This window comes from Scandinavium sp. M-37 (genome assembly GCF_043558715.1).
Classification (GTDB): domain Bacteria; phylum Pseudomonadota; class Gammaproteobacteria; order Enterobacterales; family Enterobacteriaceae; genus Scandinavium; species Scandinavium vulneris_A.
In genome coordinates this window covers 1-16,632 of the sequence record NZ_JBIGIN010000035.1, presented here as the reverse complement: position 1 = coordinate 16,632, position 16,632 = coordinate 1, and the positions used below count along the sequence as shown (strand labels likewise).

General features: G+C 55.2%; 17 protein-coding genes. 9 read left to right on the top strand and 8 right to left on the bottom strand.

Going from position 1 to position 16,632, the window contains the following annotated elements; genetic code table 11:
- Positions 1-34: 34 nt before the first annotated feature.
- From ACG0Z5_RS19830 to yihU, 4 genes are read right to left on the bottom strand one after another with little or no spacing between them, the layout of a single operon-like run.
- Positions 35-904, bottom strand: coding sequence for an aldose-1-epimerase (locus ACG0Z5_RS19830; protein ID WP_394450453.1), 870 nt, complete (start codon positions 902-904; stop codon positions 35-37).
- 29 nt (positions 905-933) lie between these two features.
- A complete protein-coding gene (yihS, locus tag ACG0Z5_RS19825; protein WP_394450451.1) occupies positions 934-2,175 on the bottom strand; it encodes a sulfoquinovose isomerase in 1,242 nt (413 codons plus the stop codon).
- A gap of 15 nt (positions 2,176-2,190) precedes the next feature.
- Entirely contained in the window at positions 2,191-3,066 is an 876-nt protein-coding gene (gene yihT, locus ACG0Z5_RS19820; RefSeq protein ID WP_394450448.1) for a sulfofructosephosphate aldolase, read from the bottom strand.
- A gap of 4 nt (positions 3,067-3,070) precedes the next feature.
- Positions 3,071-3,979: a sulfolactaldehyde 3-reductase gene (gene yihU / locus ACG0Z5_RS19815; protein WP_394450446.1), complete on the bottom strand. Its 909-nt coding sequence runs from the start codon at positions 3,977-3,979 to the stop codon at positions 3,071-3,073.
- A 164-nt stretch (positions 3,980-4,143) separates the two neighbouring features.
- Between yihU and ACG0Z5_RS19810 the strand changes: the two genes are divergently transcribed.
- The 7 genes from ACG0Z5_RS19810 to nadS all read left to right on the top strand — a co-directional run bounded on the left by ACG0Z5_RS19810 (position 4,144) and on the right by nadS (position 9,301).
- On the top strand, positions 4,144-5,040 hold the full coding sequence (locus tag ACG0Z5_RS19810) for a sugar kinase (RefSeq protein WP_394450444.1): 897 nt from the start codon (positions 4,144-4,146) through the stop codon (positions 5,038-5,040).
- A 33-nt stretch (positions 5,041-5,073) separates the two neighbouring features.
- Positions 5,074-5,871: a DeoR/GlpR family DNA-binding transcription regulator gene (locus ACG0Z5_RS19805; RefSeq protein ID WP_319629617.1), complete on the top strand. Its 798-nt coding sequence runs from the start codon at positions 5,074-5,076 to the stop codon at positions 5,869-5,871.
- 84 nt (positions 5,872-5,955) lie between these two features.
- Positions 5,956-6,546 (top strand): glucose-1-phosphatase, encoded by a 591-nt coding sequence (yihX, locus tag ACG0Z5_RS19800; RefSeq protein ID WP_394450442.1) that lies wholly within the window; start codon positions 5,956-5,958, stop codon positions 6,544-6,546.
- 2 nt (positions 6,547-6,548) lie between these two features.
- Positions 6,549-7,421, top strand: a complete 873-nt coding sequence (locus ACG0Z5_RS19795; protein WP_394450440.1) for a virulence factor BrkB family protein — start codon at positions 6,549-6,551, stop codon at positions 7,419-7,421.
- Positions 7,418-7,855 carry a D-aminoacyl-tRNA deacylase gene (gene dtd, locus ACG0Z5_RS19790; RefSeq protein ID WP_394450438.1) on the top strand — a complete coding sequence of 146 codons (438 nt, stop codon included), beginning with the start codon at positions 7,418-7,420 and terminating at the stop codon, positions 7,853-7,855. The genes ACG0Z5_RS19795 and dtd overlap by 4 nt, the downstream gene beginning before the upstream one ends.
- A gap of 44 nt (positions 7,856-7,899) precedes the next feature.
- The gene (gene fabY, locus ACG0Z5_RS19785) at positions 7,900-8,841 is read left to right on the top strand and encodes a fatty acid biosynthesis protein FabY (RefSeq protein ID WP_394450436.1); all 942 of its coding nucleotides are present in this window, start codon (positions 7,900-7,902) and stop codon (positions 8,839-8,841) included.
- Positions 8,842-9,010: 169 nt separating this feature from the next.
- A complete protein-coding gene (gene nadS, locus ACG0Z5_RS19780) occupies positions 9,011-9,301 on the top strand; it encodes a NadS family protein (protein ID WP_394450494.1) in 291 nt (96 codons plus the stop codon).
- A gap of 36 nt (positions 9,302-9,337) precedes the next feature.
- On the opposite strand, the gene fdhE is transcribed toward nadS, so the two are convergent.
- Genes fdhE through fdnG form a run of 4 tightly spaced genes read right to left on the bottom strand, consistent with a single transcriptional unit; the run spans position 9,338 to position 14,861 of the window.
- Positions 9,338-10,267 (bottom strand): formate dehydrogenase accessory protein FdhE, encoded by a 930-nt coding sequence (fdhE, locus tag ACG0Z5_RS19775; RefSeq protein WP_394450434.1) that lies wholly within the window; start codon positions 10,265-10,267, stop codon positions 9,338-9,340.
- A complete protein-coding gene (gene fdoI, locus ACG0Z5_RS19770) occupies positions 10,264-10,899 on the bottom strand; it encodes a formate dehydrogenase cytochrome b556 subunit (RefSeq protein ID WP_394450432.1) in 636 nt (211 codons plus the stop codon). The genes fdhE and fdoI overlap by 4 nt, the downstream gene beginning before the upstream one ends.
- A complete protein-coding gene (gene fdxH / locus ACG0Z5_RS19765; protein WP_394450430.1) occupies positions 10,896-11,798 on the bottom strand; it encodes a formate dehydrogenase subunit beta in 903 nt (300 codons plus the stop codon). The genes fdoI and fdxH overlap by 4 nt, the downstream gene beginning before the upstream one ends.
- Before the next feature lie 12 nt (positions 11,799-11,810).
- The gene (fdnG, locus tag ACG0Z5_RS19760; RefSeq protein ID WP_394450428.1) at positions 11,811-14,861 is read right to left on the bottom strand and encodes a formate dehydrogenase-N subunit alpha; all 3,051 of its coding nucleotides are present in this window, start codon (positions 14,859-14,861) and stop codon (positions 11,811-11,813) included.
- 194 nt (positions 14,862-15,055) lie between these two features.
- Here fdnG and fdhD point away from each other — a divergent pair, with 194 nt between their 5' ends.
- Complete coding sequence (fdhD, locus tag ACG0Z5_RS19755) at positions 15,056-15,886, top strand: formate dehydrogenase accessory sulfurtransferase FdhD (protein WP_394450426.1); 831 nt, start codon at positions 15,056-15,058, stop codon at positions 15,884-15,886.
- Between the two features lie 199 nt (positions 15,887-16,085).
- Entirely contained in the window at positions 16,086-16,559 is a 474-nt protein-coding gene (locus tag ACG0Z5_RS19750; RefSeq protein ID WP_394450423.1) for a DUF6973 domain-containing protein, read from the top strand.
- The last annotated feature ends 73 nt before the right edge of the window (positions 16,560-16,632 follow it).

Here is a 16,632-nt window from a genome sequence, read left to right as displayed (position 1 = left end):
CGTTGTAGGGTAAGTGTTGGTTATTGTTTTTTTGTTATTCGCCACCAAGGCTAAAGCGCAGCTGGTGGGTGTCGCCGGGGTTGAGCAGCACAAGGTCGATGCCCGAATTAAAGGCGTCCGGTGGACAGCTCATGGGTTCTGTGGCCAGACCTTTACGCGCCAGCTTTTCGCCCGTATAGATCTGTACCCAGGGTTGACTGGCGCAGAGCCAGACGGACATTGCCGATGGGGAATGGGTTAATCTGACTGTCCACGGGGCATCGTGTTCAGGCAGGCGAAAAGTGTGGTCGATTTGCGTGGTGCCGATTGACCGCCGGGTCAGAAAATCGAGGTGTGGATCTACACCTTGTGTTAATTCCGCAACGCTAAAAATCGTATTGGTTGGCAATTCCAGTTCGCACTCATCGATCCGTTGCAGATTGCAGGTCAGGTAAGGGTGAACGCCCGCGCCATATGGCGCAGTAACGTCACCGATATTTTCACTGAGGATACAGGCGCTCAGGCCACTAACGTCGTCCAGCCGATACGTCATCTCGGCGGCAAGCATAAAAGGGTAACCATAGGTCGGTGGTAAAAAAGCCGACAGCGTAACCTGGATGTCGGACTGTTCGACTATTTGCCAGTTTTGCCATGCCAGTAGCCCATGAATAGCCGCGTTCCCGACGCTATCGTTCACGGCGGGGCTGAACATTTCCCCGTTGAATCGATAGCGGCCGTTCGCGATACGATTCGGCCAGGGGATAAGCACTTTCCCCAGATGCGCCAGAGGCATCTCTTCCGGAGGATGAGGAATCACAATGTGACGACCGCGGTGCGTCAGGGAGGCAAGTCCTGCCCCCACGGTGACGATTTGCGCCCGGTAATCACCGGCCTTCAGCTCTATGGTACTGCCGCTTTTATGCATGCTTTTTCCCTCGCGCAGTGTGTAGGGGGTTATTTCGCGAGGCTGTCGAGCAACCCGGCCGCGACCGCAGGCGCAAGTCCCGGAGCCAGCGGCAGGCGCGGGATTACCAGGCAGTGCAGCAGATGATAGATATCCTGCTTACCGTCCCAGACTTTGGTGGTGACTTCATTGTTGGTATCCAGCTCTTGCCACCAGGAACCGTTTTCGTAATCCATCAGGTATTTAATGCAGTACTCCCACCAGGTCTGATACCAGGCTTCGTATTGCGGATCGCCAGTGACGGTATAAAGCGCATACGCAGTGCCCATGGCTTCCACGATCGGCCAGCGCACGCGTTCCCGTACGATCGGATTACCGTTCCAGTCGACGGTGTAAACAATGCCGTCAGCGCCATCCGGTGCCCAGGCGTCGCGAATAGTGGCGTGGAATAATCCTTTTGCATCTTCCAGCAACCACGTTGGCGGGGTTTCAAAACGCGCTTCCAGCGCTGCACGCAGATGCAGCATCAGGCGACCCCACTCAATCCAGTGTCCTGGTGTTCCGCCGTAAGCGCGGAAGCGGTGCGCCGGGTTGTCCTGGTTGTAATCGCGGATAGGGTTCCAGTTGGCGTCGAAGTGTTCATTGACGCGGTACTCGCCTTTGCGCGCGACGTCGTGAATGATCACCGACGCCACACGCAGCGCGCGGTCGAGCCATTTGCGGTCGTGGGTCACGTCATAAACAATCAGGAAGGCTTCAACCGCATGCATATTGGCATTGCCGCCACGGTAATCCTCGGTTTGGCTGAAGGCTTCGTCCCAGGATTCCAGACACATCTGTTCTTCTTCGCTCCAGAAATATTTCTCAATGACGTCGATAGCTTCATCAAGTAGCGGGCGAGCGGCAGGGTGGCCGGTGGTGACCGCGCTGGCTGCACCTAACAGTACGAAGAAATGCTGATAACCTTGTTTGGATGCATCAACCACGCCTTCGTCGTTCACGCAGGCATACCAGCCACCGTATTTTTTATCCCGCAAAGCACCGTTCAGGGCGTTAATACCGTGCTCGACCAACGCGTACGCCCCCGGTCGGCCCATACCTGCGGCAACAGAATAGGTGTGCAGCATCCGGGCGGTAATCCACAGATGGGTGCCCATATCCGTTCTGACCTGGCCGTTATTGCCCAACCAGCCAAAACCCGTAGGCACCGCGGCGTTCTTGCCAAAATCAAAAATGCGATCCGTTTCCTGCTCAAGCCACCGGTTGTGGCTCAGGGTGTTAAACCATTTCATCGGAGAGTCCTTTTATTAGCGGCGAGCCATCATCTCATCGACGATTTCGCCTAAACGTTGCAGTTTCGGGGCGCAGACATCGCTCAGCATCAGGCCGGTATCTGGCAAACCCACTACCGAGGCCCAGACCGCGCGGCCTGCCAGGAAGCCAGACGCGCCAGCCTGCATGGCAATGCGCACGGCGCGCGGGAACAGTTTTTCATCAACGCCGGAAGAGAGGATCACCCACGGCATATGTATCTGCTCATTCAGCTTCTGGGCGGCTACCAGCAACGCCTGCTGCGAACCTTTGCCGTACAGCGGCATCTCCACTTTGTAGAGGTCTGCCCCGCTGTTACCGAGCTCTTTGGCGGCATCAAGAATGGCCTGTTCACGGTCGAATTTATCGCCGCAGCGTGGCGGACGAACCACCGGTTCGATAATGCTCAGCAGACCGTTTTGATGGCAGAGCCGGTTAAACTCATCGACCATTTGCAGGCGCTGCTGCGGGTCTTCATCGCTGCGCCACAGCACCAACAATTTCAGGGCTTTCGCGCCGTCTCGTTTGACGGCCTGGGGGTCGATGCTTTTATCGATAATCACGCTATCGACGGGAATACCGTTCCCGGGGATAAACTTGTCGGCGGCGACGATCATCGCGCAGCGTTTATCCACGGCTTGCTGCTCGACAACCTGGCGATAGCAAAATTGCTGATCGACCAGAATTGCAGAGGCAAACGGCGACAGCGTTTTAGCGGCGCTTACTTTGAAATCCGTAAGCTGTTGGTCGGTCACTGGCCCTTCAACGCCTGCGGCAGAGAACATAAAGCGCATGGCTTCACGTTGATCGACCGCCAGCATGGCAAAGCCGCCGGAAGGTCGGGTGAGATCTTTCAGGGTGTACTGCGTCATAGCGTCATTCCTTGTTGATACGTGAAAGTGTTTTGCGAAGCCCGGCGCTGGTGCGCACCTGCTCGAGAATGGCTGACCAGTCTTCGCGTCCGCGTCCGGCGGCGCGGGCCTGGCTATAGACTTCTCGTGAAGCGGCCCCGAGCGGCATCGGAACATGCAGCTGGCTGGCAACATCGAGGGCGATACCCAGGTCTTTGTGGGCAAGATCGATCATGAAGGCAGGAGAAAGGTCGCCTTTCAGCACCTTGTTGGGCCAGGTGGTAGTGAAATGGCCTTTACCGGCTGCGGTGCCGCTCATCACGTTCAACGCCACCTGGAGGTCAAGCCCAAGGGCTTCGCACAGCGTTGCGGCCTCGGCGGATAGCGCATTGAGCGCGATGCTCATGTAGTTGTTAATCAGCTTCACGCGGATGCCCATCCCGGGACCGCCAGCGTTAATCAGCTCGCTGCCCATCGCCATGAGTACTGGCGTGGCGCGTTTCACCTGTAGTTCGCTTCCCCCCGCCAGCAAAAGCAGCGTGCCGGAAATGGCGTTATCGGAGGTGCGGCCGACCGGCACATCCATCATGCTAAAACCGCGTTCGTGCATTTGAGTTATCAGGCGGTCCGTTTGCAGTGGATGGATGGTGGACATATCAATGACCAGCGCATCCGACGAGAGCGTTTCACAAACGCCGTTGCTGCCGAATAGCACGGCGTTAACCACCTCGCCGTTTGGCAGCATGGTGATGACAAATTCGGCATCCGTAGCGGCGTGTGCAGGCGATGATGTCGCGACGGCGCCTTTCTTCTCCAGCGCGTTTACGGCTTGCGGATCCAGATCGTAAATACGTAGCGAATGTCCCTGTTTAAGCAGATTGCTCGCCATTGGCGCGCCCATTTGTCCCAACCCGATAAATGCGATGACCGACATACTGTTCTCCTGCTGCTGGTGTCATTTTTTGTCAAAGTTTGCGCGTTTGTGTTGTCTGTTTTTGATCGTATTTGTAATTTATGGTCAAAAAATTGACAGCCGTCACTTTTTAAACAATTGGTGAAATTAAAATGGCGGCAGGTTTTTAACGCTGAGGAATAACCATGATTCGCATTGCTTGTGTCGGAATAACCGTGATGGACAGGATCTACTACGTGGGCGATTTACCCACCGAAGGGGGAAAATATGTGGCGAATAATTACCGTGAAGTGGGTGGTGGGCCTGCGGCTACAGCGGCAGTGGCTGCGGCGAGGCTAGGTGCGCAGGTCGATTTTATTGGTCGGGTAGGGGATGATGACATCGGTATCAGCCTGCTGCACGAACTGGAGTCATTTGGCGTAAGTACGCGTTATACCCAACGTTTTACTCAGGCCCGCTCGTCGCAGTCTGCCATCGTGGTGGATGCACAGGGTGAGCGCATTATTGTGAACTATCCGAGTCCGGACCTGATGGCCGATGCCAGCTGGCTGGATGCCATCGACTTCAGCCAATGGGATGTTGTTCTGGCTGATGTTCGCTGGCATGAGGGGACGAAAAAGGCGTTTACCCTCGCGCGTCAGGCTGGCGTGACGACAATATTGGATGGTGATATCACGCCTCAGGACATTGCTGAGCTGGTGACGTTGAGCGATCACGCTGTCTTTTCGGCTCCAGGATTACGACGTATGACGGGCGAACAGAGTCTCCCGCTTGCCTTAGAAAAATCAAAAATGCTCACAAACGGACAGGTATACGTCACCGACGGCTCGGAAGGCTGCTTTTGGCTGGAAAATCAAAACCTGATGCATCAGCCTGGATTTACGGTGAACGTTGTCGACACAACCGGTGCGGGAGATGTTTTCCATGGCGCTTATGCCTTCAGTCTGGGGCATGGCGAGGCAGGCAGAGAAGGTATACGTTTTGCCAGTGCGGTTGCCGCATTGAAGTGCACCCGACCAGGTGGTCGGGCGGGAATCCCCGATCGTGATCAAACCTGCTCTTTTCTGTCGCTTTATGGTTAAAATGTCGGAAAGAAGGGATTAAGAGGACAGCCCATGAGCCTGACTGAACTTACCGGTAACCCACGCCACGACCAGTTACTGACATTGATTGCCGATCGCGGCTACATGAACATTGATGAGTTGGCGCAGCTGCTGGATGTCTCAACCCAAACGGTTCGTCGTGATATCCGCAAGCTGAGTGAGCAAGGGCTGATCACCCGCCATCACGGTGGTGCCGGACGCGCGTCAAGCGTGGTGAATACCGCCTTTGAGCAACGTGAAGTCTCATGGACCGAAGAGAAAAAGGCGATCGCTGAAGCGATTGCCGACTATATCCCGGATGGTTCAACGGTGTTTATCACCATCGGCACCACGGTCGAACAGGTCGCCAGGGCGCTGCTGAATCACAACCATTTGCGGATTATCACTAACAGTCTGCGGGTGGCGCACATTCTCTACAAAAATCCACGCTTTGAAGTGATGGTGCCCGGCGGCACGTTGCGGGCACATAATGGTGGGATAATCGGCCCGGCCGCCAATGCGTTTGTCTCTGGATTCCGTGCCGATTATCTGGTGACAAGCGTCGGCGCTATTGAAAATGATGGCACGCTATTGGAGTTCGACGTCAACGAAGCCAGTATCGCGCAGACGATGATGGCTCACGCCCGTCATCTACTTCTGGCCGCTGACCACACGAAATACCATGCCTCCGCTGCCGTTGAGATAGGCAATCTTGCTCAGATGACGGCGCTGTTCACCGACGAAGAACCGGGTGCCTCACTGCGTCAAATCCTCAAAACCCATCAGGTCGAAGTGGTTAAAGCCTGTGCGGGTGGAAATGATAGCCCCTGATTTCTCGTCCTGCCCGTGAGCGCTATAGTCAAACCCCTCCTTTCCCGCTACAGTTATTTTTCCATGACGCAAAAGGAGAGGATCATGCTCTATATCTTTGATTTAGGTAATGTGATTGTCGACATTGACTTCAACCGGGTGTTCGGCGCGTGGAGTGATTTCAGCCGTGTCCCGCTGGCTACGCTGAAGCAAAAATTCGTCATGGGGGAAGCATTCCATCAGCATGAGCGCGGCGAAATCAGCGATGAAGCTTTTGCTGAGGCGCTATGCCATGAAATGGATTTGTCCCTAAGCTATGAGCAGTTTTCCCACGGTTGGCAGGCGATATTCGTTGGCCTGCGCCCGGAATTGATTGCCATCATGCGTCAGTTGCGCGAGCAAGGTCATCGGGTGGTGGTCCTGTCAAATACCAACCGGCTGCACACCACCTTCTGGCCGGATGAATATCCTGAAGTCCGTGACGCGGCGGACAACATCTATCTCTCTCAGGAGATGGGGATGCGTAAACCCGAAGCGCGTATCTACCAGCGGGTACTCGAAGCGGAAGGTTTTTCCGCCGCAGATACCGTCTTTTTCGACGATAACGTCGATAATATAGAGGGTGCCCATCGGCTGGGGATCACCAGTATTCTGGTGACCGGCAAAGAGACCATCCCTGAGTATTTTGCGAAATAACTATGCTAAAAAACGTTCATCAAAAAGTCTCCCATCACAGCCGGTCGCTGGTGGCCTGGCTTAAGTTACTCTGGCGACGTATTGATGAAGACAATATGACGACACTGGCCGGGAACCTGGCCTATGTGTCGTTGCTCTCCCTGGTGCCGCTGGTTGCGGTCATTTTTGCTCTTTTCGCCGCTTTCCCGATGTTTTCCGACGTCAGCGTCACGCTGCGACAATTTGTCTTTGCCAATTTCCTGCCGGCAACGGGAGATGTTATCCAGCGTTATATCGAGCAGTTTGTCGCGAACTCCAGCAAAATGACGGCGGTCGGTGCCTGCGGGCTTATCGTGACCGCGCTGCTACTGATGTATGCCATCGACAGTGCGCTGAATACCATCTGGCGCAGCAAGCGCGTTAGGCCAAAAATCTACTCATTCGCAGTGTACTGGATGATATTGACCCTCGGGCCGCTGCTGGCCGGGGCGAGTCTGGTCATCAGTTCCTACCTGCTTTCGCTGCGCTGGGCGAGTGAACTTAACGGCGTGATAGATAACGGGTTGCGCCTCTTTCCGTTGCTGCTTTCCTGGATCTCCTTCTGGATGCTCTACAGCATCGTGCCCACTACCCGGGTGATGAATCGTGATGCGATTGTTGGCGCGCTGGTGGCGGCGCTGCTGTATGAGCTTGGCAAAAAAGCGTTTGCGCTCTACATCACCACCTTCCCGTCTTATCAGCTGATTTATGGTGTACTTTCAGTTATCCCGATTCTGTTTGTCTGGGTCTACTGGACCTGGTGCATCGTCTTGCTTGGCGCGGAAATAACTGTCACTCTCGGGGAATACCGAAAACTCAAAATCGCGGCAAGCCAGGAAGAAGACGAACAACCATGATTGCATTAATTCAGCGCGTAACCCGTGCCAGCGTCACCGTGGAGAGCGAAGTGACGGGTGAAATTGGTCCGGGACTTTTGGTTTTATTAGGTGTCGAAAAGGAAGATGACGAGCAGAAAGCGAATCGCCTGTGCGAACGCGTTTTGGGTTACCGAATTTTTAGCGATGCCGATGGCAAAATGAACCTCAACGTTCAGCAGGCCGGTGGCAGCCTGCTGGTGGTGTCGCAGTTTACGCTGGCGGCCGATACCGAGCGCGGCATGCGTCCGGGATTCTCCCGAGGCGCGGCTCCCGACCGGGCAGAAGCATTATACGAGTATTTTGTTGAGCGCTGCCGCCAGCAGGAAATCAACACCCAGACCGGGCGTTTTGCCGCCGATATGCAGGTTTCATTGGTCAATGACGGTCCCGTGACATTCTGGTTGCAGGTATGAGTCTGCAAGCGGGTTTGGCACGGTCTACAAAAGAGAGCTCCTCTATGTATCACCTTCGAGTACCGCAAACGGAAGAAGAATTAGCGCGTTATTACCAGTTTCGCTGGGAGATGCTGCGTAAACCGCTGCATCAGCCACAAGGCTCTGAGCGAGACGCCTGGGATGCGATGGCGCATCATCAGATGGTCGTCGATGAAGCGGGTAATCTGGTGGCCGTGGGGCGCCTGTATATTAACGGCGATTACGAAGCGTCGATTCGCTTCATGGCGGTTGACCCTGCGGTACAGGACAAAGGACTCGGCACGCTGATGGCAATGACGCTGGAATCCGTGGCCCGTCAGGAAGGCGTCAAGCGCGTCACCTGTAGCGCCCGGGAAGATGCCGTCGAGTTCTTTGCCAAGCTCGGCTTTGTGAACCAGGGCGAAATCACCACCCCGCAGACCACGCCGGTGCGGCATTTCCTGATGATTAAACCGGTGGCGACGCTGGATGATATTCTGCATCGCGGCGACTGGTGCGGACAGCTACAGCGGGCATGGTACGAGCACATCCCGCTGAGCGAGAAAATGGGGGTGCGCATTCAGCAGTATACTGGGCAGAAATTCATCACTACCATGCCGGAAATCGGCAACCAGAATCCGCACAATACGTTATTTGCCGGGAGTCTGTTTTCTCTCGCCACCTTGACCGGCTGGGGCCTGATCTGGCTGATGCTGCGCGAACGCCATCTTGGCGGCACCATCATTCTGGCCGATGCCCATATTCGTTACAGCAAGCCCATCAGCGGCAAACCGAGCGCGATTGCTGACCTGGGTTCTCTCAGCGGCGATCTCGACCGTCTGGCGCGCGGACGTAAAGCCCGTGTGCAGATGCAGGTTGAACTGTTCGGCGACGACACCTCCGGCGCGATTTTTGAAGGTATCTACATTGTTCTCCCCGCTAAACCCTTCGGAGCGCTGGAAGAGGGCGGTAACGAGGAGGAGTAGTCCTCACTTCTGGCCCGGCTTGCTTATACGTCGGGCCACATCCTGTATGACGTCCCTTGCCGATTGGCTTACACCGCTTAACTGAAAGAAACCGTGAATTGTCCCTGGATAACAGGTACAGGTCGACTGGGCGCCTTGTCTGGTAAGCCGTTGATGTAAAATGTTTCCTTTGGACAAGGCTCTCTTTGAACGCTTAACGCAACGCATGTCAGAGATGAATGAGATAGCGAAAGGTGAACGGGAACCTTCCCGCGTCTTTGAAATAGACACAATGAAAATCAAAGAAATACGCCAGTCGTCTGGACTCTCTCAGAGGCGGTTTGCGAATTTGATTTCTGTCAGCGTGGATACGCTGCGTAACTGGGAGCAAGGGCAGCGTTCGCCAACAGGCCCGGCAAAGGCGCTGCTACGCGCAATAGCCAACGATCCGCTCAACGTCATTTCGGCGCTGGCGCAATAAACCGGGCGCTCTCGCACCCGGTCATCAGAACAGGGATTACTCCCCTTCGCCCGGGAACAGGAACGGATTGATGGAGCTGCGGGCAAAGCCCTCTTGTTCCATGCGTGCATCCAGCACCAGCGAGGCGAGGTCATCGGCCACCGGCTCGACGTTCGGGTCCTTTTCCTGATACAGGATTTTGAGGTAGGTCCCGCAGTCGCCACAGCTTTCGGCTTTCACTGAGGCCTGCTCGTTATCCAGCGACCAGTAGTGCAAATCACGACTCTGCTCGCAGTTGCTGCACTTCACGCGCACCACGTGCCACTCGGATTCACACAGATTGCAGTGCAGATAACGCAGCCCTTGCGTGGTGCCAATCTGTACCACGCTGGATACCGGCATCGAACCGCACACCGGGCAGAACTGGCGATGCTCGCCGTATTCCGCCCGCGCTTTGCCGGGGATCAGGTTAGCCATTTGCGCCCAGTACAGCGACAACGCGGCCCAGATGAACGGGGCTTTATCGCTGCTGACGGAGGCAAAATCTGACGCGAACAGCGCGCTGGCCATCTCTTCCAGCTCCAGATCGGAAGCCTTTTCGAGATTCTCAATAACGGCCAGCGCCGGGCCGCTCATTTCCGGTTTCAACTCGGCAATCATCGATTGCAGCAGCGTCTGCCAGTGTTTATCGCGCGGCAGGGCGTGGATATCCAGCGGCGGTTTGCCCTGCTCTGCGGCTTCTTTAATGCGCGCGGTGAGGTCCATTTGCAGCGGATGGTCGTACAGCACCACTTCCTGCGCATGGGCTATCAGCGCCGCAAAGCGCAGGTAATCGCCGAGCGGGTTTTCCTGCGCCAGTTGTAGCAGGCGTTCCGCTCTGCGGTGATAGAGGTTTTTCAGTCGCGGGAATAATAACGGCGGAATGCTTTCCGCCGTGCGTTTCTCGCTACTCCCCAGTTCATCTTGTGGGATTATGCGAATACTCATTCAGTCGATTTTTCCTGTTTCTGGCGGACTTCTCGGTACCAGCGCGGGTGATGTTTTTTCGCCCATGCGCTGGTGACCCAGCCTTCCACCATCGCGGTAATGGTGCCTTTAACCCAAAGGGCGGCGTAGATATGCACCATAATAACCACAATTAACGCCACTGCGGCAAATGAATGCAGCATCAGCGCGATGCGGATAATCGGGATTGGGAAAGCGGGGGCAAAGTATGGCCGCCAGATGATGACCCCGCTCACGAGCAGCAGTACCAGGAAGATAATTGCCGCCCAGAACACGCACTTCTGCCCGAAATTATAGCGCCCGGTATCGCCCACTTCCTCGTTAACGACAATCTTACGAATATTCTTCGCCCAGAAGATATCGTCCCGATTGATGAGGTTATGGTGCCAGTAGCGGAAGAACATGATGATGAACGACGCGAACATCACCACCCCGACGAACGGATGCAGAATGCGCGCCAGCTGCGGCGTGCCGAGGATGTGCATCAGCCAGTTAAAGGACGGGAAGAAAAAGCCCAGCCCGCTCACCGCCGCCAGAATGAAGCAGAAGGCGGTGACCCAGTGGTTGATGCGTTCCGGTGCGGTGTAGCGCACGATGGTGTCACGACGTTTCATTTGCGCACCTCGTCTTTCTCTTCATGCAGATTGTCCTCTTCCTCGTCAGCGCGGTTTGGACCGACGCCCACATAGTGGAAGATACTGGCCGCGAAGGTTGCCGCAAAGCCGACCGCCGCGAGCGGTTTCCAGATGCCTTTCCAGAACTTAACGGTCTGACTGATTTCCGGATTCTCTGGCAGGCCGTGATACAGATTCGGCTTGTCGGCATGGTGCAGGACGTACATCACGTGCGTCCCGCCGACACCTGCCGGATCGTACAGACCCGCATTGTCATAGCCGCGTGTTTTCAGCTCGGTGACACGCTCGCCCGCCAGCACTTTCATATCCTCTTTAGAGCCAAAGTGGATAGCACCGGTTGGGCACGTTTTCACACAGGCCGGTTCCTGACCCACGGTGACACGGTCGACGCACAGCGTACATTTGTAGACGCGGTTGTCTTCCGGGTTCATGCGCGGTACATCGAACGGGCAGCCCGCGATGCAGTAACCGCAGCCGATGCACTGCTCAGACTGGAAGTCGACTATGCCGTTGGCATACTGAATGATAGCCCCTTCTGCAGGACATGCTTTCAGGCAGCCCGGATCGGCGCAGTGCATACAGCCGTCCTTACGGATCAGCCACTCCAGTTTGTCGTTCTGTTCCACTTCCGAAAAACGCATCACCGTCCATGATTTGGCGGTCAAATCGGCCGGGTTGTCGTACACCCCGACGTTGTGACCGATTTCATCACGGATGTCGTTCCACTCAGAACACGCCACCTGACAGGCTTTACAGCCGATACAGGTGGTCACGTCGATGAGCTTCGCCACTTCCTGTTGGTGATCCCGCGCCTGAGGCGCGGGAGTGAAACCGTTAGTCGCGGAACGACGGATAATATCTTGCGATTGATAAGCCATAAGTCGTCTCCGCTATACCTTTTCCACGTTCACAAGGAAGGATTTGAACTCCGGCGTCTGGGTGTTGGCATCGCCAACGTATGGCGTCAGGGTATTGGCGATAAAGCCTTTCTTCGCCACGCCCTGGAAGCCCCAGTGAATCGGAATACCGATGGTGTCTACCTCTTTACCGTCCACTTTCAGCGTGCGAATACGTTTGGTCACCACCGCCTTGGCTTTGATGTAGCCGCGATTGGAGGAGACTTTTACCGTGTCGCCATGGCCGATACCGAGTTTACCCGCCAGCTTCTCACCGATTTCAATGAACTGTTCCGGCTGCGCGATAGCGTTCAGCAGCGCGTGCTTAGTCCAGTAGTGGAAGTGCTCGGTAAGACGATACGTGGTCCCGACGTACGGGAACTTATCGGCTTTACCCATCGCGGCCATATCGTCTTTGAACACGCGTGCGGCCGGATTCGAAATAACGTTCGGGTGCAATGGGTTGGTGCCGAGCGGCGTCTCAAACGGCTCGTAGTGTTCCGGGAACGGCCCTTCTGCCATCTTATCGAGGGCAAACAGGCGTCCCATCCCTTCCGGCTGCATGATGAATGGGCCAACGTCGGTGCCCGGTGCAGCCGTGCTGTAATCCGGAATATCCACGCCGCCCCATTTCGCGCCGTCCCACTTCAACAGCTGACGCTTCGGATCCCATGGTTTGCCCTGCGGGTCTGCGGATGCACGGTTATACAGAATGCGGCGGTTAAGCGGCCACGCCCACGCCCAGCCGAGCGTATTGCCCAGGCCTGACGGGTCAGCGTTATCACGTCGCGCCATCTGGTTGCCATCCGGCGTCCAGCTCCCGGCGAAAATCCAGCAGCCGCTGGCGGTGGTGCCGTCATCGCGCAGTTGGGCAAACGAGGTGAGCTGTTGGCCTTTCTTGACGATAACCGCGCCGGTTGCCGGGTCGGTTATGTCTGCCAGCGCTTTGCCGTTGCTTTCCATTGCCACTTCTTCCGAAGCAGGCTCGTCCGGCGTGGAGTAGTTCCACGTCATGTTCAACACCGGCTCCGGTACTGGGCCGCCGTCTTTGGCGTACATTTCACGCATCCGCATGAAAATACCGGCGAGAATTTCCCCGTCCGTTTTGGCGATCCCAGGGGCGTCTGCGCCTTTCCAGTGCCACTGCAACCAGCGACCGGAGTTAACGATAGAACCGTTCTCTTCGGCAAAGCAGGTCGACGGCAGACGGAACACTTCGGTCTGAATTTTTGACGGGTCAACGTCGTTCTGTTCGCCGTGGTTCTGCCAGAAAGTCGAGGTTTCGGTATTCAACGGGTCGATGGTGACGAGGAACTTCAGCTTCGACAGCGAGGCCACAATTTTATTTTTGTTCGGGAACGACGCCACCGGGTTAAAGCCCTGGCAGAGATAGCCGTTCACCTGGCCTTTGGACATCATCTCGAAATACTGCAGAACGTCGTAACCTTTGTCCCACTTCGGCAGCCAGTCAAAGCCCCAGCTGTTTTCCGCTGTGGCTTTGTCGCCATAGAAGGACTTCATCATCGAGACGAAGAACTTCGGATAGTTGCCCCAGTAGTTCACCTGGCCTTCCAGCAGCGGTTTTGGCGTGTTGGCGGTCAGATAGGTTTGCAGGTCGGTTTGTTTCTCGCTTGGCAGCGTCATATAGCCTGGCAGGCTCTGTGACAGCAGGCCGAGATCGGTCAGACCCTGAATGTTGGAGTGTCCGCGCAGGGCGTTCACGCCGCCACCCGCCATGCCCATGTTGCCGAGCAGCAGCTGGATCATCGCCATGGTACGAATGTTCTGCGCGCCAACCGAGTGCTGGGTCCAGCCCAGGGCATACAGGAACGAGGCGGTTTTATCGTGCGCGCTGGTTTCTGCGATGTACTCGCAGACTTTCAGGAAGTCGGCTTTTGGCGTACCACAGATATTTTCGACCATCTCCGGCGTATAGCGGGAAACGTGCTCTTTCAGCAGGTTCCACACGCAGCGCGGATGGGTCAGGGTCGTATCGCGTTTGGCGTGACCGTTTTCGTCCAGCTCGTAGTTCCAGCTGGTTTTATCGTACTTGCGCTTATCCGCGTCATAGCCCGAGAACAGGCCGTCATCGAACGCGTAATCTTCACGTACGATAAGGCTGGCGTTGGTATACGCCTCGGTATATTCGCGGTTAATTTTTTCGTTGTTCAGCAGGTACAGGATAACCCCGGACAGGAAGGTAATGTCCGTGCCGGAACGAATCGGGGTATAGAAATCCGCGACCGATGCCGTACGCGTAAAGCGCGGATCGATAACGATAAGTTTGGCGCCGTTGTGGATTTTGGCTTCCATCGCCCAGCGGAACCCTACCGGATGCGCTTCAGCGGCGTTACCGCCCATCACCACGACCAGGTTGGCGTTCTTAATATCCACCCAGTGGTTGGTCATCGCACCGCGACCAAATGTTGGAGCAAGACTTGCTACCGTTGGTCCGTGTCAGACGCGTGCCTGGTTGTCTACCGCGAGCATACCGAGCGCACGGGTGAATTTCTGCGTTAAATAGCCGGTTTCGTTACTGGAAGCGGACGCACACAGCATACCGGTGGAGAGCCAGCGGTTAACGGTGGTGCCTTCAGCATTTTGCGCGATGAAGTTGGCGTCACGGTCAGCTTTCATCAGCCTGGCAATGCGGTCGAATGCCTCATCCCAGCTGATTTGCTGCCATTTATCGGAGCCTGGCGCGCGGTATTCAGGGTATTTCAGGCGGCTTTCGGAGTGGATGAAATCCACCAGACCGGCGCCTTTCGGGCACAATGCACCGCGGTTTACCGGATGATCCGGGTCCCCTTCGATATGGAAGATGGATGCTTTGGCGTTCTTTGCGCCGTCACCGAGGCTGTACATCAACAGCCCACAACCGACAGAACAATATGTGCAGGTGTTACGGGTTTCGCGGGTACGCAGCAGTTTGTACTGCCGTGTTTCCGCCAGCGCTACGCTTGGGGCAAACCCCAACGCCGCTGCCGTAGTGCCTGCCATACCGCCAGCGCAGATCTTAAAGAACTGCCTTCTGCTGACCTGCATGGGTCACTCCTTGTTTCGACATTGCTTTCCCGTCGCCATTCAATACCTAAACCGCTCAGGGAATGGATTGTTATTTAACTTTGCGGTCAATGCCGCAAAGGTTCAGAATTAGGGTAATCTCCCTCTTTCCCGGAGGGATATGCCTTCAGAATACCACATTGTGTGTACGTTTGTTCCAATACGGTTAATGCAAAGTGAACGAAAAAACATCAGAACAGATTGGTAATGTGAGTGATATCACTGGAATGCGTCAGGTGAGTCTTTGGAAACGCCAGGACTTGCAGCATGCCCAGCAGGATGACCTGGCTGAAGAAGTGCCCGTGGCGCTGGTATACAACGGCATATCCCACGTGGTGATGATGGCATCCCCCAAAGATTTGCGCCTGTTTGCCATTGGTTTTTCCCTGTCCGAAGGGATTATTGAAAACCCGGGAGAAATCTACGGCATGGATGTGGTGTCCGTCTGTAATGGTCTTGAAGTGCAGATTGAGCTTTCCAGTCGCCGTTTTATGGCCCTGAAAGCGCGGCGTCGGGCGCTGGCCGGACGCACCGGGTGCGGCGTTTGCGGGGTGGAGCAGTTAAACGATGTCGGCAAACCGATCTCGCCCCTGCCGTTCAGCCAAACATTCAGCCTGAAATATCTCGATCTCGCTCTCGAACACCTGAACGATGTGCAACCGGTGGGTCGCCTGACAGGCTGTACGCACGCGGCGGCCTGGGTCATGCCGGACGGTCGTCTGGCGGGTGGACATGAAGACGTTGGCCGCCATGTGGCGCTCGACAAACTGCTGGGGCACCGCGCAGGTGAAAGCAGAGCGTGGCATCAGGGCGCGGTGCTGGTTTCCAGCCGGGCAAGCTATGAAATGGTGCAAAAAGCCGCAATGTGCGGCGTCGAAATTCTGTTTGCCGTCTCGGCCGCCACCACGCTGGCCGTGGAAGTGGCTGAACGCTGCAATCTGACGCTGGTGGGTTTTTGCAAACCAGGCAGAGCGACGATTTATACGCATCCGCAGAGGCTTGTTTAGTTTTTTCCCAATAATGAGACAAATTATAATATGTATTACGTGGAAATATTGATGATAGTTATATCCACGTAATTTTTTACCGGCAGGTTAAATTATGGACCTTATCTCACCATTTCTAATTAAAATCCAGGCTAGTGTGGGATCTTTCCTTGTCAAGGAACTGACATGTCACATGGACCTTTTAAAGAATATGTAGTAGATGACGCAATATGAGGTAGGTTTTGCTGTGCGACATCCGATAGTGGCATGGAATATTGGGGCACACTCACCAGGGAGTAACAACCTATCTACCATTGCGGTTTTATTTGCCAATGGAATGGGCTGGAAACAGGATAAACTCACCGGAGGTACATTAACCAATGCGTTTCGGCATACCATTTGGCAGGCTATGATCAGTAATGAGTATGGTAACGATTCTGCTACCCAAGTTGGAAGTGCGCATGAAGAGAGCCCGCTCCTGCTTAGACAGATTGAAGCATGCCAAAAGGGAGGTCTGGTGGTTTGCAGATTATTAACGACGGATGAAGCAGACGAAATTATAGATTTGAAGAACAATATCATTGGTCGATATGTTGGTTTAAATAACCCCGGGAAAAGTAATAGTGAGTTAGCTAAGCTTTTGCTGAGAGCTTTCTATAGAGACGGACTTTATACGCTAAATAGCTGCGCCTAATACCGCTACACTTTTGCCAGCCCATGCTTTCTTCCGGGGAACGGGCTGGCGGTTTCCATAAAATGACGAACTT

Bases quoted from the DNA above. Each gene is read 5' to 3' on its own strand.
- ACG0Z5_RS19830 (WP_394450453.1), bottom strand. From the start codon at position 904: ATGCATAAAAGCGGCAGTACCATAGAGCTGAAGGCCGGTGATTACCGG.
- yihX (WP_394450442.1), top strand. From the start codon at position 5,956: ATGCTCTATATCTTTGATTTAGGTAATGTGATTGTCGACATTGACTTC.
- fabY (WP_394450436.1), top strand. From the start codon at position 7,900: ATGTATCACCTTCGAGTACCGCAAACGGAAGAAGAATTAGCGCGTTAT.
- ACG0Z5_RS19750 (WP_394450423.1), top strand. From the start codon at position 16,086: ATGACGCAATATGAGGTAGGTTTTGCTGTGCGACATCCGATAGTGGCA.
- fdhE (WP_394450434.1), bottom strand. From the start codon at position 10,267: ATGAGTATTCGCATAATCCCACAAGATGAACTGGGGAGTAGCGAGAAA.
- yihU (WP_394450446.1), bottom strand. From the start codon at position 3,979: ATGTCGGTCATCGCATTTATCGGGTTGGGACAAATGGGCGCGCCAATG.
- fdoI (WP_394450432.1), bottom strand. From the start codon at position 10,899: ATGAAACGTCGTGACACCATCGTGCGCTACACCGCACCGGAACGCATC.
- ACG0Z5_RS19805 (WP_319629617.1), top strand. From the start codon at position 5,074: ATGAGCCTGACTGAACTTACCGGTAACCCACGCCACGACCAGTTACTG.
- ACG0Z5_RS19795 (WP_394450440.1), top strand. From the start codon at position 6,549: ATGCTAAAAAACGTTCATCAAAAAGTCTCCCATCACAGCCGGTCGCTG.
- yihT (WP_394450448.1), bottom strand. From the start codon at position 3,066: ATGACGCAGTACACCCTGAAAGATCTCACCCGACCTTCCGGCGGCTTT.
- fdxH (WP_394450430.1), bottom strand. From the start codon at position 11,798: ATGGCTTATCAATCGCAAGATATTATCCGTCGTTCCGCGACTAACGGT.
- ACG0Z5_RS19810 (WP_394450444.1), top strand. From the start codon at position 4,144: ATGATTCGCATTGCTTGTGTCGGAATAACCGTGATGGACAGGATCTAC.
- dtd (WP_394450438.1), top strand. From the start codon at position 7,418: ATGATTGCATTAATTCAGCGCGTAACCCGTGCCAGCGTCACCGTGGAG.
- yihS (WP_394450451.1), bottom strand. From the start codon at position 2,175: ATGAAATGGTTTAACACCCTGAGCCACAACCGGTGGCTTGAGCAGGAA.